The sequence below is a fragment of the Pseudomonas sp. S3_E10 genome (assembly GCF_054667615.1).
In genome coordinates, this window is sequence record NZ_CP162743.1 from 1,981,737 (window position 1) to 1,995,384 (window position 13,648).

Below are 13,648 nucleotides of genomic sequence, written 5' to 3' on the forward strand. Positions count from 1 at the left end.
GGCATGCCCTCAGTTGAGTGCCGAGCGGGCGATCATGTCGAACATCAGGTTGATCAGTTGAATCAACTCCACGCCGATCCAGCGCCCCGTCAATATCAGTGTGACGCCCACGGCAACCAGCTTGATGCCAAAGGGCAGGGTCTGGTCCTGTATCTGCATCAGGGCTTGGACCAGCGACGTCAGCACACCGACAATCACCGCCACGATCAGTGGCGGTGCCGACAGCACCACCACCAACAGCATGCCTTGCTTGAACAGCACGATCGGTTCCATGGGGCACTCAAAGGTAAGAAAGGAAAAGGCTGTCGAGCAACCGCGACCATCCGGAAACCATGACGAACAACAACAACTTGAGCGGCAGGGAAATGGTCATGGGCGACACCATCTGCATACCCAGCGCCAATAGCAGGTTGGACACAATCAGATCGATGACGATGAACGGAATGTAGATCAGGAAACCGATCTCGAACCCGGCCTGCAGCTGCGACACCACAAAGGCCGGGATCAGCAAAATCAAGTCTTCGCGCTGGGTGCTCTGCGCCATTTCAGGCGGCCACATGCGCACGCTGTTTTCGTGCAGATGGGTCAATACATCCGGATCGGTGTTGCGTTTCATGAACACGCGTAACGGTTGCACGGCCACAAGGCCGGTCTCTTGCATCGTCTGCACGCTACTCATGTCCAGGGGCGTGCTCTGGAGGTTTTCGGCGATCTGATAGCCCACGGGGGCCATGACGAAAAGCGTGGCGGCCAGAGCGATGCCATTGATCGCCATGCTTGGAGGCACCTGCTGAACACCGATGGCGTTACGCGTAATCATCAGCACAATGACAATTTTCAAGAACGCCGTGCACACCACTAACAGCATCGGCAGCAACGACAGCGCACCAAAAAACAACGCCAGGACAACGGGGTCGACGCCCTGGAATATCATCGCGAGAACACCACGCGCGACAACTGCAAACCGAGGCGCCCGTCTACTTCCACCAACTGCCCCTGCCCAATCGGCCGGTCGGCGTAATACAGGCCGGCGGTACCGGGGGCATAGCCGGTGATGCCCAACACAGCACCGGGCGCCAGATTGCGCAGTTCGCCCAGGGTCAGGTTCAAGACGCCACAGCGCACGGTCAGCGCCATACTCAAGTCATCAAAGGGTTCCCGGCCAAAGACATCCTCCATCGGCTGATCCGGCTCCTCTTGCGCATACTCCGGTATTACAAACTCTTCGTTCACACGCGCTTCCTCTATCGCAGTAAGGTTCAGGCACCACCGCCCGGATTCATCATCAATACGCCCGTGCAGCCGATGACGGCCGACATGCAGGTGGCCCTGGCCCTGCACATCGAAAAACGCCTGCTCGAGTATCAACACATCACCCGCGCGCAAGCCGCGCACTTGCGCGACGGGCAGGTTCAAGCGGCCAAGGGACGCCGTTATGACCAACGGAAAAGAGGCAGGCAGCGGATCGCACGTCGGCTCCCACGGGCCCGCCGCATACGCAGCCAGCAAGCTCTGCGGAGCCATCCACAGGTAACCTGCAACCCTGGAAGGCCCCAGCGTCACCGTAAAACGACAACCAAAGTTCAGCTTCCTGGGCGTCGGCAGCAAACGCAGGTAACCAAATAACGCCAACACTTGCGGGCTAAGGTGGTGCTGGAACAGCTCCCAGAACCAGGAGGTCGGGTCGTTGCCGGCCTCGGCCAGGGTCACCGGGCATTCACCCATCAGGCTGAACATCGCCTCGGGGTCGGAGAACGCGAGCACACCCAGGGCGCTCTCGAAAAAAAACGGGCTGGCAGCGTCAGGGGCACAGCCTGGCTCGAGCGAAAACGCGCCGTGCTGATCGCCAACCGCAAACGGCATGCGTAAGCCGCGCCCAAGCCGATGCAGCGCGGCCACCCTGGTGGCTTCAACCAATGGCAGTGTTAACGCGGACAGGATCATGCCGAGGTCACGCGCACATCGACAGCCTGCCCCAAGGCTTCGCTCAGCCGGTTTTGAAGGCTGTTGCTCACTGCGCCGAGCCATCGCGTGGCGTGCTGTTCTTCAGCGTGCAGCCCGATGTTCCAGACGCCCGATTGGCGCTGCACACAAGCCTTGATTCGCCCCTGCCCTCGCAGGTAAAGCACCGCCAGCAGCGGCCATTGCATACCTGCCTGTATTCGAGGCGCCAATTGCTCAGCCAGCGCCTCGATCATCAACCTGTTCGCCCACAACTGCGGTGCGGGAGCGCAGGAAACATAACCGCCTACGCCATCGGCATTGACCAGCAGCCGGGCGAACACACGCATGGCGTCCACCGGCACCGCACCGCCAATGGCGGGTTCCTCGTCGGCGCCATATTCGCGCGCACCAGGCCGCTCGGGCTTGCCTTCAGATATCTTGCTCATGTTTCTTCCTGCAGCAGTAACCTTGATAACTCCAAAAGCTTTTCGACTTCGCGCAAGCATTGGGTGGCCTGCTTTTGCGCAGTGTCGACCTGAGCCACCTGCTGCTCTTGCTGCCCGTGCAACCCACGCACCTGCGCTTCTTCGCGCAGCGTGCTGGCGGACAACGAGCGTTCCTGCGTATTCCACGATTTGAGTTCCTGAAACGAGATCACTTGCCCTTGATGCTTGCTCAATAGCTGCGCACCTTGCTGGGCTTCCTGCAGGCGGGTTTGCTCAAGGACGCGCTGCGCCTGCTCGACTTGCAATTGCAGCGCTCGCTGATGCCTTTTAGCCTCGCCCAGGACGCGCTCGGCGCGGTCTGCCCGATGCTTGCGCAGACGCCGCAGGGTTTCCAACTCAGAAAGGGACATAGGCCGTCAGCTCCGTCAGTTGTTGCAGGGTCGTCTCTATCGCTGAAGGCCCGCGCAAGTCCTGACGCAGAAAACCATCCACCGCCGCGCGACTGTCCACTGCCAGGTCGGTCAGCGCGTCACTGCCGGCCTGATACTCACCCAGCTTGAGCATCAACTCGATCTGCTGGTACGCCGATAACAGGCGTCGCAGCGCGGTGCCGGCATTAATATGCTCAGGCGTCGCGACATTGCTCAGAATCCGCGAAAGGCTGGCCAGTACGTCAACCGCTGGGTAGTGACCACGCTCAGCCAGTTTGCGCGACAGCACAATATGACCATCGAGCAGCGAGCGGACCTCATCCGCCACCGGGTCGCTCATGGAGTCCTGCTCGATAAGCACGGTGTAGATCGCGGTGATCACGCCGTCGCGCGTCAACCCGGCGCGCTCCACCAACCGCGGCAGCAAGCTGTATACCGAAGGCGGCAAGCCGCCACGGCCCAAAGGCTCACCGGCCGCCAAGCCGATTTCTCGCTGCGCGCGCGCGAACCGGGTCAAGGAGTCGATCAACAGCAACACCCGCTTACCCTCACGGCGATAACCCTCGGCCAGCGCGGTGGCCGTGAACGCTGCTCGGGCTCGTTCCATGCTGGAGCGGTCGGACGTCGCGCACACCAGCACGGCCTTGGCCCGCAATTGCTCATCCAGCTCATGGTCGAGAAATTCACGCAGCTCCCGGCCGCGCTCGCCGATCAAGCCGAACACAATCACGTCGCACTCGACGTTCCGGGCAATTTCGGCCAGCAAGGTGGTCTTGCCACAGCCCGCGCCGGCAAACAGACCCACACGCTGGCCCTCGCCAAGCGTCAACAAACCATCGATCGAGCGCACCCCGGTAGCCAGGGCCCGATGGATCCTCGGCCGGTCGGTCGGCAAAGGGGCCTCACACAACACCATGCTGGCATCGGGGCTCTCGGTCTCGACAAACGCGCTGGGGCCAACACCGGTAATCGGTCGTCCGAAGCCATCCAGCACTTGCCCCAGCAGCTCATCACTGACCCGCACCTGATGCGACACGCCCAGACGCTGCACGCCCGCGCCCACGCGTACCCCTTCAAGATTGCCCAAGGCGCTGAGGACGGCGTCCTGCTGATCGAACCCGATGATCTCGGCCAGCATGTGTTCATCGACAGACTTTTCAACCTGGCACAGGTCACCGATACGCGCGCCGGGCAACCGGCATTGCAGCAACATGCCGTTGACGCGTTGGACCCGACCGCGCATCGTCACCGGCAAAAGGTTGCTCAGTGACTGGGTCTGGCGCCGCTCCCAGGCGTCGAGGCGTGCTCGCAGCTCCTCACTCACCAGTGCACCTCATAACGCTGCGCGCCATCGAAGACCACCTTGGCATTGTCGATCAGCACCAACCGCACATTCTCCACTTCGTCACCCACAAACAGCCGACTGCCATCCTCCAGAACGACATGGCCGTTCGGCCCGCCGACGATCTGCACAATCTTGAACGGCAGCGTCCCATCGCGCGTACGCACGCGGCTGATCACCGGCACGGCGTTGTCGAACAACTCACCAAAGCGGTTGAGCATCCGCGACACCAGCTCCACATCGTCCGGGGAAACCGCGCCGTTGAGCACGATCTGGCCATTGACCACCTCCAGGCTGACCCTTTGGCTCAATTCGCGCTCGGCGAGCATCTTCAACAATTGCTCCCGCACTTCAAACGCAGAGGCCAATAGCGGTTTGGCCGTCGCGGGCGCTATCAAGGAGGCCTGGGCATCACGCTCCCCCGGGGAAACCATGCCCACTACCGCGATGATCACCGCAACCAACAGCACCACACTGATCAGGCGTTTTTGCTGCACATGGGACATGGACGACAACGGCAACGCACGCGGCGCCTCATGGGCCCGTTGCGTCGGGGTGGGTGCGGGCAGCTCAGGCCACGGCTGCTCGGCGAGGGCAACAGACAGACGAATGGCCCCAACTGAAAACGGTACGTTCAGTGTCAGGCTCGTGATCTGCGCCAGCACCTGCCCCTCGGCGTCATGCAGCAGCCCCGCTTCGGCCTGCACGGACCAATTGGCGCCGATCAACCGCAACCGCGCGTGCTGCTCGGCGATGCCTGGATCATTCAGCACCAGGTCCGCGTCAGGGTGAGCGCCAATGCTCCACGTCTCGCCAAAAAGCGGCAACGCGGCCCCATGACGCAGACCATTGAGCACGCGCAGCTCAACCATCAGCGAGCCCTTCCGCGCGTTGCAACGGGTTGGGCAATCATGCCGCCGCACCGCGCATCAGTTGATCCTGACCAAGGTCAAAACGCCCCAGCACCTTTACCTTGGATGTGCTTCCCAACTCGGCAAAGGACAACACCGGCACATGGTTGAACTCCTCCAGCAACAAGGTGCGCAATGGACTACGCAGGTCCTGCGCAACCAACATCACACTTTTAGTTTTGGCACGTAAGGTAAAAGCTTGGTTGAGAAGGTTGATCAACGCGGCACTGGTTTCGCTATCAAGCGCAAAGAACACCCCGGTCTGGGTCTGGCGCAAGGCATCGCGCAAGATGTTTTCGCTATGGGGGGACAGCAACCAGGCATGCAGACCATCCTCTTCGCTGTACTGGTGGAAGATCTGCGCCTTGAGGGCAATGCGCGCATAGTCGGCAAGCGCGTCCGGTTCGCGCTCATGCTGGCCGTACTCGATCAGCGCTTCGACAATCAGCCGCACCGCTCGCAGTGGTACGCCCTCACTGGCCAAACGTTGCAACACCGCTGAAAACCGCGACAACGGCATGATGCGCTGCAGCTCCTGCACCAGTTCCGACTGGTTGTGCTCAAGCCAACTGAGTATCGCCTTGCTCTCCTGGATCCCCAGGAACTGCGGCCCGCTGAGCATCATGGCCTGCCTCATGCGTTCGATGATCAGGCTCGTAGCGCTAAAGCGCTCCAACTGTGAGTCATCAAGCAGCGGATCATCGGCCGGCAACCACAGCCAGCCCTCTTCGTCACGCTCGGCCAGCCCCGGTATTGCGTGCTCGGGCTCTGCCGTGAAGGCCCCGCGATCAACGGCCAAGCGGGTGACGACCGAGGCTTTGATCATCGGTACTTCATGCACGCAAAAGCGCATTTCGTCGTCGGCCAGGGCGTCATCGAGCTCGACCTCGAACGGCGGCAATGTCAGGCCGATATTGGCGACCAGCGAATTTCGGGCCTGGCGGATCCCGTGAATAAGATCCGTCACCTCAGGTGTGCCGCGCAACGCCGGGGGGAACTGCAAAAGATAAGGCCGTGAGGGATCGAACCCGCGCAAATCCTCCTCTCCGTTCTCTTCGGGGCGGACGGCGTCGGCGGCTTCATCCTCGGGCTGGTCCTTGCGTTGACGCTGACGCATCAAGTAATACCCCAAGGCACCGGTTGCCGCGCCGAGCAGGATAAACACCAGGGTGGGCATGCCGGGCACCGCTGCAAACGCGAGCATCCCTATCGACGCAATCATCCAGCTCTTGGGTTCACTGGTCATTTGCCGGGCAATTTCAGCGCCCATGTGAGTGATGCCCTTGCCCCCAGCCGGCGCCACGCGAGTGATGATCATGCCGGCCGTAAGGGAGATCAGCAGCGCCGGAATCTGCGCGATCAGGCCGTCGCCGATGGTCAGCACCGAATACAATTGGATCGATTCGGCCGCACTCAGATCGTGTTGGAACATACCCGTGGTAAAACCGCCCAGCAGGTTGACCACCACGATAATCAAACCGGCGATGGCGTCGCCCTTGACGAACTTCATGGCCCCGTCCATGGCGCCGAACAGCTGGCTCTCGCGAGATAACTGCTCGCGTTTTTCCCGCGCTTGCATGCCGTCGATAAGACCGGCGCGCAAGTCACTGTCGATGGACATCTGCTTACCCGGCATCGCATCCAGGCTGAACCTCGCGGCGACCTCGGCGACCCGCTCCGAGCCCTTGGTGATGACCAGGAAATTGACCAGGGTCAGAATCAGGAAGATCACCATCCCCACTGCCAGGTTGCCCCCCACCACGAAATTGCCGAACGCCTCGACGATGTCGCCGGCGTCCTGTTCCAGCAGGATCAGGCGTGTGGTCGCGATCGACAGCGCCAGACGAAACATGGTGGTCAGCAGCAAGATCGACGGAAACGAAGAGAACGCCAGGGGCCCCGGCAAATACAGCGCCAGCACGATCAATAAGCATGAGATGCAGATGTTGACCGCGATAAGAATATCCACCAGCCAGGTGGGCAGCGGCACGATAAAGATAAACACGATGCCCAGGACCACCACGGCGCCCAGCACTTCGGCACGCTGTGCCGCTTTGAGCAACACCTTGTTGACGGTAGACAGCACGGTCACACCGGAGCCCCCAGACCACCGACAAAGCGTGCGGGGCCGCGCTCAACCCGGTCCAGCTCGCCCATTACCGCCAAAAAGCTATCCAGGGCGCTCTGACGCACTCGACTGTCCGGCCACAAGGCCAGGGGCAGTTGCCGAATCAGCGGGAAAAGCGCGTTAAGCAGGACCACTTGCTGGGTATTCGGGGCACTTCCCAGATCATGCCCAAGGCGCAGGACTTCACCCGCATCAATCCCGCTGCCGGCGTAACCCAGCAGACGCTGCAGCAGGCTCACGGCGTCGCAGTCCAGGGCCAGGCGCTGGTTCAACGCCTGGCAACCGGCCAACACGCTGCTCAACTGAGCGCAACTTTGCAGGGCCAGCAACAAGGTGCGCAGCCGAGGGGTGGGCATTGCAGAAACCAGCACTGCGATGTCGTCAGCCAAGGCCTTACGCATGCTGCCGAGCCGGGTGGAAAACGTATCGCCACCGTATACACCCAGCAGGGCCTGCATCATCGTCGCCAGGGATTGGCGCGTGGCCACGCTGGCGTAATAGAGAGCACGCAGCGCCTGGCGTTCCTGAGCATCGCCGCCGGCCTCCAGCAACGCCGTGGCGAATTTGAGGCCTGCCTGGATTTCCCCTTTGTAGCCGATGCTCAGCATGGCAATGGCATCCCGCGCCTTGGCCGCTTCAGACGAGCGCACCTCAGCGTCCGCCTGGACTTCCAGGTACCGGAGCACCACGAACGCACGCGCCGGGTCGCCCTCGGCAAGCTCCAGCAACTTGTCGGCACTGGGGTTGTGCTGCAACTGCTGCCTGAACCGCCGAGAAATAGCCGCGAAGGTCTCCTGGGCCGGATGACCAAGCTGATCATAAAGTTGCGCAAGCTGCTCGACAGGCGGAACGCGTATCGACGTCGCGCGCAGCACTCGGTTATTGGCCACTACTTCTTGGTCGAAGAGCTGGGCAAGCTCCTCGAGCTTGACTGGCTCAGGCGTGGAGACGCGTGCAACGACCGATTGATCCAGGCGTTGGGACGATGGCACATCGTTAAGAGCTTCGACTTTCATGAGCATGCCAAGACGGGAAGAGTGTGTCCCTATGTGGCAACGCGCGCCGATACGGTTCCATCAAAGTTTATCCGTCGACTGCCTTGAAAAGACCGACACAAACCATCGAGGCCTTTTGCAAAAAATTGCGCAGCAGCACTCTATTTAAATATATTTATCTATATAAATCAGTAGGTTGAACGTTTCTCTCGGTTGGCACAGCCAGTGCTAAAGGGGTTCTCGTCGAAAACTTTTCGACAGTGTCTACCTTGAGGAAAACACCGTGAATATCCCTATTGATGCTTTAGCGCACCTTGTTGGCGGCTCGCCTCAATTCATGCTCGAACTGACGGACGACCAACAAAAAAAACTCCGCCGTTTTATTCACAAACGCGTGCTCAACCACGAAGATGCGGACGACATCCTGCAACTGACGTACCTGGAAGCATGGCGTAACAGGGAACGTTTCAGTGGCCAGGCGGCCCTCAGCACCTGGATGTGCGGCATCGCGCAGAACCTGATCCGCAACCACTTCAGGCGCCTGTATGCCAAGCCGGTGCATTGCGAATTCGACGAGTCGCTGTGGCATGGCCAGGAAGACAACAAAAACCTGGACTGGGAGTTCGAGATCAACCGGCGCCTGGAAAATACCTTGAGCGCCATTGACCACCTACCTGCGGAAATGCGTAAAACGCTGTACGCCTCACTGGAAACCGACGGCAGCTACCAGGACACTGCCGACGTGTTGGACATCCCCATAGGCACCGTTCGCTCACGCCTGTCACGGGCGCGCGAACACCTCAAGCGTGTCACCCACAGCTCGATTTACCCATAAGCAAAACCAAGTGTTGGGCGGCAGGGATATTGCCCAACTCGATCACAAATTTTTGGGTACGCCGCTGCAAGAGCGCCAGCAACCCGAAGCCCCGCCAGCGATCATCCGCATATCGCCCGCCCCCCCACACACCCGCGTAGCCCTCGACTGCCTGCACACGTCTCCCATGAGGGCGAGTTCAACCCTCTGTGGCGAGAGCGCTGGTCCGCGTTGGGCTGTAGCCGCCCCAAAACTGGCATTTTTGGTTAAACAGTTGAAAGCGCAGATAAAAATTAAAAATAAACGCTTGACGCATTTCCGTTCTACGCGAATAATGCGCGCCACTTGGCTACGTAGCTCAGTTGGTTAGAGCATAGCATTCATAATGCTGGGGTCCGGGGTTCAAGTCCCTGCGTAGCCACCAAGTACCGATCCATAGATGTCTACAGCAGTCTGTGAATCACCTCAAGAAGCCCGCCTCGTGCGGGCTTTCTTGTTTCTGGCGTTCAGCGCCGTATCCCCCTACTCCTAAAACATGGCCAATGCCTGAAATCTCATGGCACCTTGAAAAAATCGCAACACCCATGATAATGATAAGAATTATCATTAAGTACACTCCGATGACCCATGTTGCGCTCGCTTCTTCCAGTGTTCGGCAGACGGTTCTGCACAGTCTTTTTGGCGACCACCATGGGTGGCTGCTCAGCCGCCTGCGGGCGCGGCTTGGTTGTACTTATGATGCCGCTGACATGGCTGCCGAAGTGTTTGCGCAGGTTGTCGCCTTATCCGAGCCGCAGGCGATACGCGAACCCAGGGCGCTGCTGACCACCATTGCCAAGCGCTTGATGTATGACACTTGGCGCCGACGCGATCTGGAGCGCGCCTACCTGGAAGTGTTGGCGTTGCAACCCGAAGCCTTCGCCCCCTCCCCTGAAGCCCACGCCCTGGCAATTGAAGCATTGCTTGAAATCGATACCTTGCTGGCAGGCCTTTCGTCGCGGGCCCGTACCGCATTTCTATGCAGCCAGGTAGACGGTATGAAGTATGCCGACATTGCCGAGCTGATCGGCGTCTCGACTATCCGGGTGCGCCAATACGTGGCCAAGGGTTTGAAGCTGTGCTGCAAGCAGCTGAGGCACGAATGAAACGCACGTGCTCAGCGGTCGATGAAGCCATCGAGTGGATGGCCTGCATGCGTTCGGGCGAAGTCCTGGCCGACGAACAAAAGGCCTTCGACGCCTGGTTTGCCAACCCGAGCAACGCCCAGGCCTGGGAGAAAGTGCAGGGGCATTTGGGTGCGACGTTTTCCCCCCTTGTACGCGGCGCGGACTCACAAGTACGCCGAGTGCTGCAAGCCCCCGACCCGCAGCGACGGCGCCTGCTGCGTGGCGCGCTGGTATTCGGCGGCGTGGGCATCGGTGTGGCGCTGGTGGGTCGGCAGAGCACACTGTTGAGCACCGTCGGCGCCGACTTTCGGACCGCCACCGCGCAACGGGCGAACTTCAACCTGGCGGATGGCAGCACGTTGCTGCTGGATGCGCGCAGTGCGGTGGATATCAATTTCACCAAGAGTGAGCGCAACCTGATGCTGCATGCCGGCAAAGCTGGTGATTGAGGCGAGTGACGACCCTCGACCGTTGGTTGTGCAAACGCCCTACGGATTTGCACGCGGCACCGCCACGCGCTTTATGGTTTCGCTGCAAGACGGCTCCGCGCACGTGTGGGGCATGCGGTCCAACCTCTGCGTTGCTCGCCCCAACGGCTTTTGTTCAGTGCTCCAGAGCGGCGCAGGGGCACGCCTGGACTCCAAAGGCATCACGCCACTGGCGGCGAATCGTAAAGGCGAAAGCAGTTGGGAAAGCGGCAAGCTCAGTGTGGACGACTGGTCGCTGGGCGACGTGATCGAGGCATTGCAGCCTTATCGGCGCGGGGTGTTACGCATCAGCCCGGCGGCGGCCAGGCTACGTGTCTCCGGTCTGTTCCCCCTGGACAGCAGTGACCGCGCACTTGCCGCGCTGGAGCAGATCCTGCCTGTACGCAGGAAGGAGTACCTGGGCTTCTGGACCCAGATCGAACTGCGCGGCTGAGTTTTTTTCATCTGCCCTGTATCGCTTTTTCAATCTCGTTGGACATAGACATAAACCGCTAATAAAAGCGGAGCCGCCAACATGGAGTGACCTATGTCCAATCGTTTTAACAGTGCGTTCAGGCTGACGTCTGTGTGCTTCGCCCTTTTACTGGCCCAGGGATACGCGTCGACCAGCCTTGCCGAATCGGCGTCGACGGGCAGCCAGTCTCTACACCATTTTGACTTGCCGGCCGACGCCCTGGCGGCGACCCTCGACCGCATCGCTCGCCAGAGCGACAGCGAAATTGTGTATGTGCCGAATCTCGCCGCCGGGCTGCGCGCGCCAGCCATCAAGGGCACCATGAACGCCGAGCAGGCTGCACAAATGGCCATTGAAGGCAGCGGCCTGTCAGTACGTACCACCTCTGGTGGCACCCTGACACTGGATGCCTTCGGCAGCATGACGTTACCGGCGCAAGCGATTGTCGGCATGCAGACCGAAGCCCCGACCGTCTCCGTGGGCACGAAAGTCCCGCTGCGTCTGCGCGAGGTGCCGCAGACGATCAACGTGATTGGCCAGGAGCGCATTCAAAAACAAAACCTGTATACCCTTGAAGATGCGTTGGGCAAGGTCGGCGGCGTGACCGTGCAGCGAATCGATGCCAGCCGCCTGAGTTTTTTCTCGCGGGGTTTCGAAATGACCTCGCTGCAATTGGACGGTACGCCGACCACCATGGACAACCGGGTGTTCCTGTCTCCCGACTTGACCATGTATGACCGCGTTGAGGTACTTAAAGGGCCGTCCGGCAGCTTGACCGGTGCCGGCGGCCCCGGCGGCAGCATCAACCTGGTACGCAAGCGACCGCTGGCCGAGGCGGCAGTCTCGGCGCAAATCAGCGCCGGCTCATGGGATGACTACCGTGGCATGGTGGACGCCACCGGCCCGTTGACCGAGAGCGGTAATGTGCGTGGGCGCCTGGTACTCAGCGAGCACGACAAGGGTTACTACTACGACGGTGGCGGCAAGCGTGAGTCGAATCAGATCTATGGCATTGTCGATATCGACCTGACGCCGGACACGGTCTGGACCATCGGAGCGAGCAATCAGAATACCGACATCCGCGGCGCCCAGCGCTCGCTGCCGGCCTATCGTTACACCAATGCGGCCGGTGAGGCGGCCATGTCGCTGCCGGATGCGTCGCGCAAACATTTTTACGGTGAAGACTGGAACCGTGACTACTTCTGGAGCACCGCCGTATTCACCGAACTCGAGCATCAGTTAGGGGATGGCTGGAAAACCAAGTTGTCCCTGCGACACGCCGACAATAACTACGACTTGACCCAGGCTTACGCGCGCAACGGTGGAGGCATAGACCCGGTGGACAAGCAGGTGTCGATGAACTCGATCATGTTTGATTACCGGGAAAAACAGGACGAGGCCGACGTGTATGTCGACGGTCCATTCAGCTTGCTGGGGCGTGAACACAAAGTGCTGCTGGGCGCCAACTATTCGCGCTCCGAATTCGCCTCCAACGGGGGGTATTTCTCGGATTACCTGGGTGACGTAGATCTCAAGAATCCGCAGCCCGACTTTGCTTACCCGGCCTTCCCGGACTCGGACAAATTGCCCACCAGCGTGGCCAACACCCGCGCCAAAGCGCTCTACAGCAATCTGCGCCTGAGCCTTGCCGACCCGTTGACGCTGGTGCTCGGCGGGCGCTTGACCTGGCTTGAGATGCACCGCAGCCAGCACCAGCCCGAGGCGGGTTCACCGTCGCAAAAGAACGGTGACAGCGTGTCGCAGAAATTCACCCCGTTTTACGGGCTGATCTACGACCTCAACGATACCTACTCCTTGTATGCCAACTATTCCGGAGTGTTCCAACCGCAGGCCGTCAGCAACCTGGACATCAACAACAACATCCTCAAGCCGCTGGAAGGCAAGCAGCACGAAGTGGGAATCAAGGGCGAGTTCCTCGATGGCGCGTTGAACGCCTCGCTGGCCGCGTTCCAGATCGAAGAAGAAAACCGCGCGATTCCAGATATGAACGACCCTGCCTCGCGCGCCGTGGTGGCCGGCGGTAAGGCACGCACGCGCGGCTTCGAGGCGGAACTGAGTGGGCAGATGACGCCCGATTGGTTTCTCAGCGCAAACTTCACCCACACCTACAAACGCTATGACAGCGCCAACGAGCAGTTGCAGACCTACCTGCCGAAAAACATGTTGCGGGTCTGGAGCCTGTACAAACTGCCCGGTGAGCTGGAGAAGTGGAGTCTCCAGGGCGGCGTCAGCGTCGTCAGCGAGACCTACAACAAACTGGATGTCCCCGGCATCGGCATGAACGGCACCAAACTGCGCCAGGGCGGATACGCCTTGTACGATGCGGGCATTGGCTACCAGATCACGCAAAACCTCTCCGCCGACTTACTCGGCACCAACCTGGCCGACAAGAAGTACTTCCAGCGGATTAACACCTTCCAGGACGGGAATATCTTCGGTGATCCCCGTGCCGTGTCCATGACACTGCGCGCCAAGTTCTGACTACGATTGCCCGCCTCTCATTCGGCA

General features: G+C 60.3%; 14 protein-coding genes and 1 tRNA gene. 6 read left to right on the forward strand and 9 right to left on the reverse strand.

Annotated elements, in window-relative coordinates; translation table 11 throughout:
* Positions 1-9: 9 nt before the first annotated feature.
* From sctS to AB4N98_RS09005, 9 genes are read right to left on the reverse strand one after another with little or no spacing between them, the layout of a single operon-like run.
* Positions 10-273: a type III secretion system export apparatus subunit SctS gene (sctS, locus tag AB4N98_RS08965; protein ID WP_017529928.1), complete on the reverse strand. Its 264-nt coding sequence runs from the start codon at positions 271-273 to the stop codon at positions 10-12.
* A 7-nt stretch (positions 274-280) separates the two neighbouring features.
* Entirely contained in the window at positions 281-934 is a 654-nt protein-coding gene (gene sctR, locus AB4N98_RS08970; RefSeq protein WP_068933661.1) for a type III secretion system export apparatus subunit SctR, read from the reverse strand.
* The gene (locus AB4N98_RS08975) at positions 931-1,944 is read right to left on the reverse strand and encodes a FliM/FliN family flagellar motor switch protein (protein WP_017529930.1); all 1,014 of its coding nucleotides are present in this window, start codon (positions 1,942-1,944) and stop codon (positions 931-933) included. Before AB4N98_RS08975 ends, sctR begins: the two co-directional genes overlap by 4 nt.
* On the reverse strand, positions 1,941-2,390 hold the full coding sequence (locus AB4N98_RS08980; protein WP_460149377.1) for a type III secretion system HrpP C-terminal domain-containing protein: 450 nt from the start codon (positions 2,388-2,390) through the stop codon (positions 1,941-1,943). The genes AB4N98_RS08975 and AB4N98_RS08980 overlap by 4 nt, the downstream gene beginning before the upstream one ends.
* Positions 2,387-2,800: a type III secretion system stalk subunit SctO gene (gene sctO, locus AB4N98_RS08985; RefSeq protein WP_017529932.1), complete on the reverse strand. Its 414-nt coding sequence runs from the start codon at positions 2,798-2,800 to the stop codon at positions 2,387-2,389. The genes AB4N98_RS08980 and sctO overlap by 4 nt, the downstream gene beginning before the upstream one ends.
* Positions 2,787-4,145 (reverse strand): FliI/YscN family ATPase, encoded by a 1,359-nt coding sequence (locus AB4N98_RS08990; protein ID WP_017529933.1) that lies wholly within the window; start codon positions 4,143-4,145, stop codon positions 2,787-2,789. Before AB4N98_RS08990 ends, sctO begins: the two co-directional genes overlap by 14 nt.
* Entirely contained in the window at positions 4,142-5,035 is an 894-nt protein-coding gene (locus tag AB4N98_RS08995; protein WP_460149378.1) for an FHA domain-containing protein, read from the reverse strand. Before AB4N98_RS08995 ends, AB4N98_RS08990 begins: the two co-directional genes overlap by 4 nt.
* A gap of 37 nt (positions 5,036-5,072) precedes the next feature.
* Entirely contained in the window at positions 5,073-7,166 is a 2,094-nt protein-coding gene (gene sctV / locus AB4N98_RS09000; protein ID WP_460149379.1) for a type III secretion system export apparatus subunit SctV, read from the reverse strand.
* Entirely contained in the window at positions 7,163-8,218 is a 1,056-nt protein-coding gene (locus tag AB4N98_RS09005; RefSeq protein ID WP_026067423.1) for a TyeA family type III secretion system gatekeeper subunit, read from the reverse strand. Before AB4N98_RS09005 ends, sctV begins: the two co-directional genes overlap by 4 nt.
* Before the next feature lie 262 nt (positions 8,219-8,480).
* Between AB4N98_RS09005 and AB4N98_RS09010 the strand changes: the two genes are divergently transcribed.
* The 6 genes from AB4N98_RS09010 to AB4N98_RS09035 all read left to right on the forward strand — a co-directional run bounded on the left by AB4N98_RS09010 (position 8,481) and on the right by AB4N98_RS09035 (position 13,621).
* The gene (locus AB4N98_RS09010) at positions 8,481-9,032 is read left to right on the forward strand and encodes an RNA polymerase sigma factor (protein ID WP_017529938.1); all 552 of its coding nucleotides are present in this window, start codon (positions 8,481-8,483) and stop codon (positions 9,030-9,032) included.
* A gap of 326 nt (positions 9,033-9,358) precedes the next feature.
* Positions 9,359-9,435, forward strand: a tRNA-Met gene (locus AB4N98_RS09015).
* Between the two features lie 196 nt (positions 9,436-9,631).
* The gene (locus AB4N98_RS09020; protein ID WP_460149380.1) at positions 9,632-10,156 is read left to right on the forward strand and encodes a sigma-70 family RNA polymerase sigma factor; all 525 of its coding nucleotides are present in this window, start codon (positions 9,632-9,634) and stop codon (positions 10,154-10,156) included.
* A complete protein-coding gene (locus AB4N98_RS09025; protein WP_460149381.1) occupies positions 10,153-10,626 on the forward strand; it encodes a DUF4880 domain-containing protein in 474 nt (157 codons plus the stop codon). Before AB4N98_RS09020 ends, AB4N98_RS09025 begins: the two co-directional genes overlap by 4 nt.
* Positions 10,604-11,098, forward strand: coding sequence for a FecR family protein (locus AB4N98_RS09030; RefSeq protein WP_460149382.1), 495 nt, complete (start codon positions 10,604-10,606; stop codon positions 11,096-11,098). The genes AB4N98_RS09025 and AB4N98_RS09030 overlap by 23 nt, the downstream gene beginning before the upstream one ends.
* Before the next feature lie 93 nt (positions 11,099-11,191).
* Positions 11,192-13,621: a TonB-dependent siderophore receptor gene (locus AB4N98_RS09035; RefSeq protein WP_223495152.1), complete on the forward strand. Its 2,430-nt coding sequence runs from the start codon at positions 11,192-11,194 to the stop codon at positions 13,619-13,621.
* The last annotated feature ends 27 nt before the right edge of the window (positions 13,622-13,648 follow it).

Coding starts and splice junctions, on each gene's coding strand:
- sctR (WP_068933661.1), bottom strand. CDS start 934: ATGATATTCCAGGGCGTCGACCCCGTTGTCCTGGCGTTGTTTTTTGGT.
- sctO (WP_017529932.1), bottom strand. CDS start 2,800: ATGTCCCTTTCTGAGTTGGAAACCCTGCGGCGTCTGCGCAAGCATCGG.
- AB4N98_RS08995 (WP_460149378.1), bottom strand. CDS start 5,035: ATGGTTGAGCTGCGCGTGCTCAATGGTCTGCGTCATGGGGCCGCGTTG.
- AB4N98_RS09035 (WP_223495152.1), top strand. CDS start 11,192: ATGTCCAATCGTTTTAACAGTGCGTTCAGGCTGACGTCTGTGTGCTTC.
- AB4N98_RS09020 (WP_460149380.1), top strand. CDS start 9,632: ATGACCCATGTTGCGCTCGCTTCTTCCAGTGTTCGGCAGACGGTTCTG.
- AB4N98_RS09005 (WP_026067423.1), bottom strand. CDS start 8,218: ATGAAAGTCGAAGCTCTTAACGATGTGCCATCGTCCCAACGCCTGGAT.
- AB4N98_RS08975 (WP_017529930.1), bottom strand. CDS start 1,944: ATGATCCTGTCCGCGTTAACACTGCCATTGGTTGAAGCCACCAGGGTG.
- AB4N98_RS09030 (WP_460149382.1), top strand. CDS start 10,604: ATGCCGGCAAAGCTGGTGATTGAGGCGAGTGACGACCCTCGACCGTTG.
- AB4N98_RS08980 (WP_460149377.1), bottom strand. CDS start 2,390: ATGAGCAAGATATCTGAAGGCAAGCCCGAGCGGCCTGGTGCGCGCGAA.
- sctS (WP_017529928.1), bottom strand. CDS start 273: ATGGAACCGATCGTGCTGTTCAAGCAAGGCATGCTGTTGGTGGTGGTG.
- AB4N98_RS09025 (WP_460149381.1), top strand. CDS start 10,153: ATGAAACGCACGTGCTCAGCGGTCGATGAAGCCATCGAGTGGATGGCC.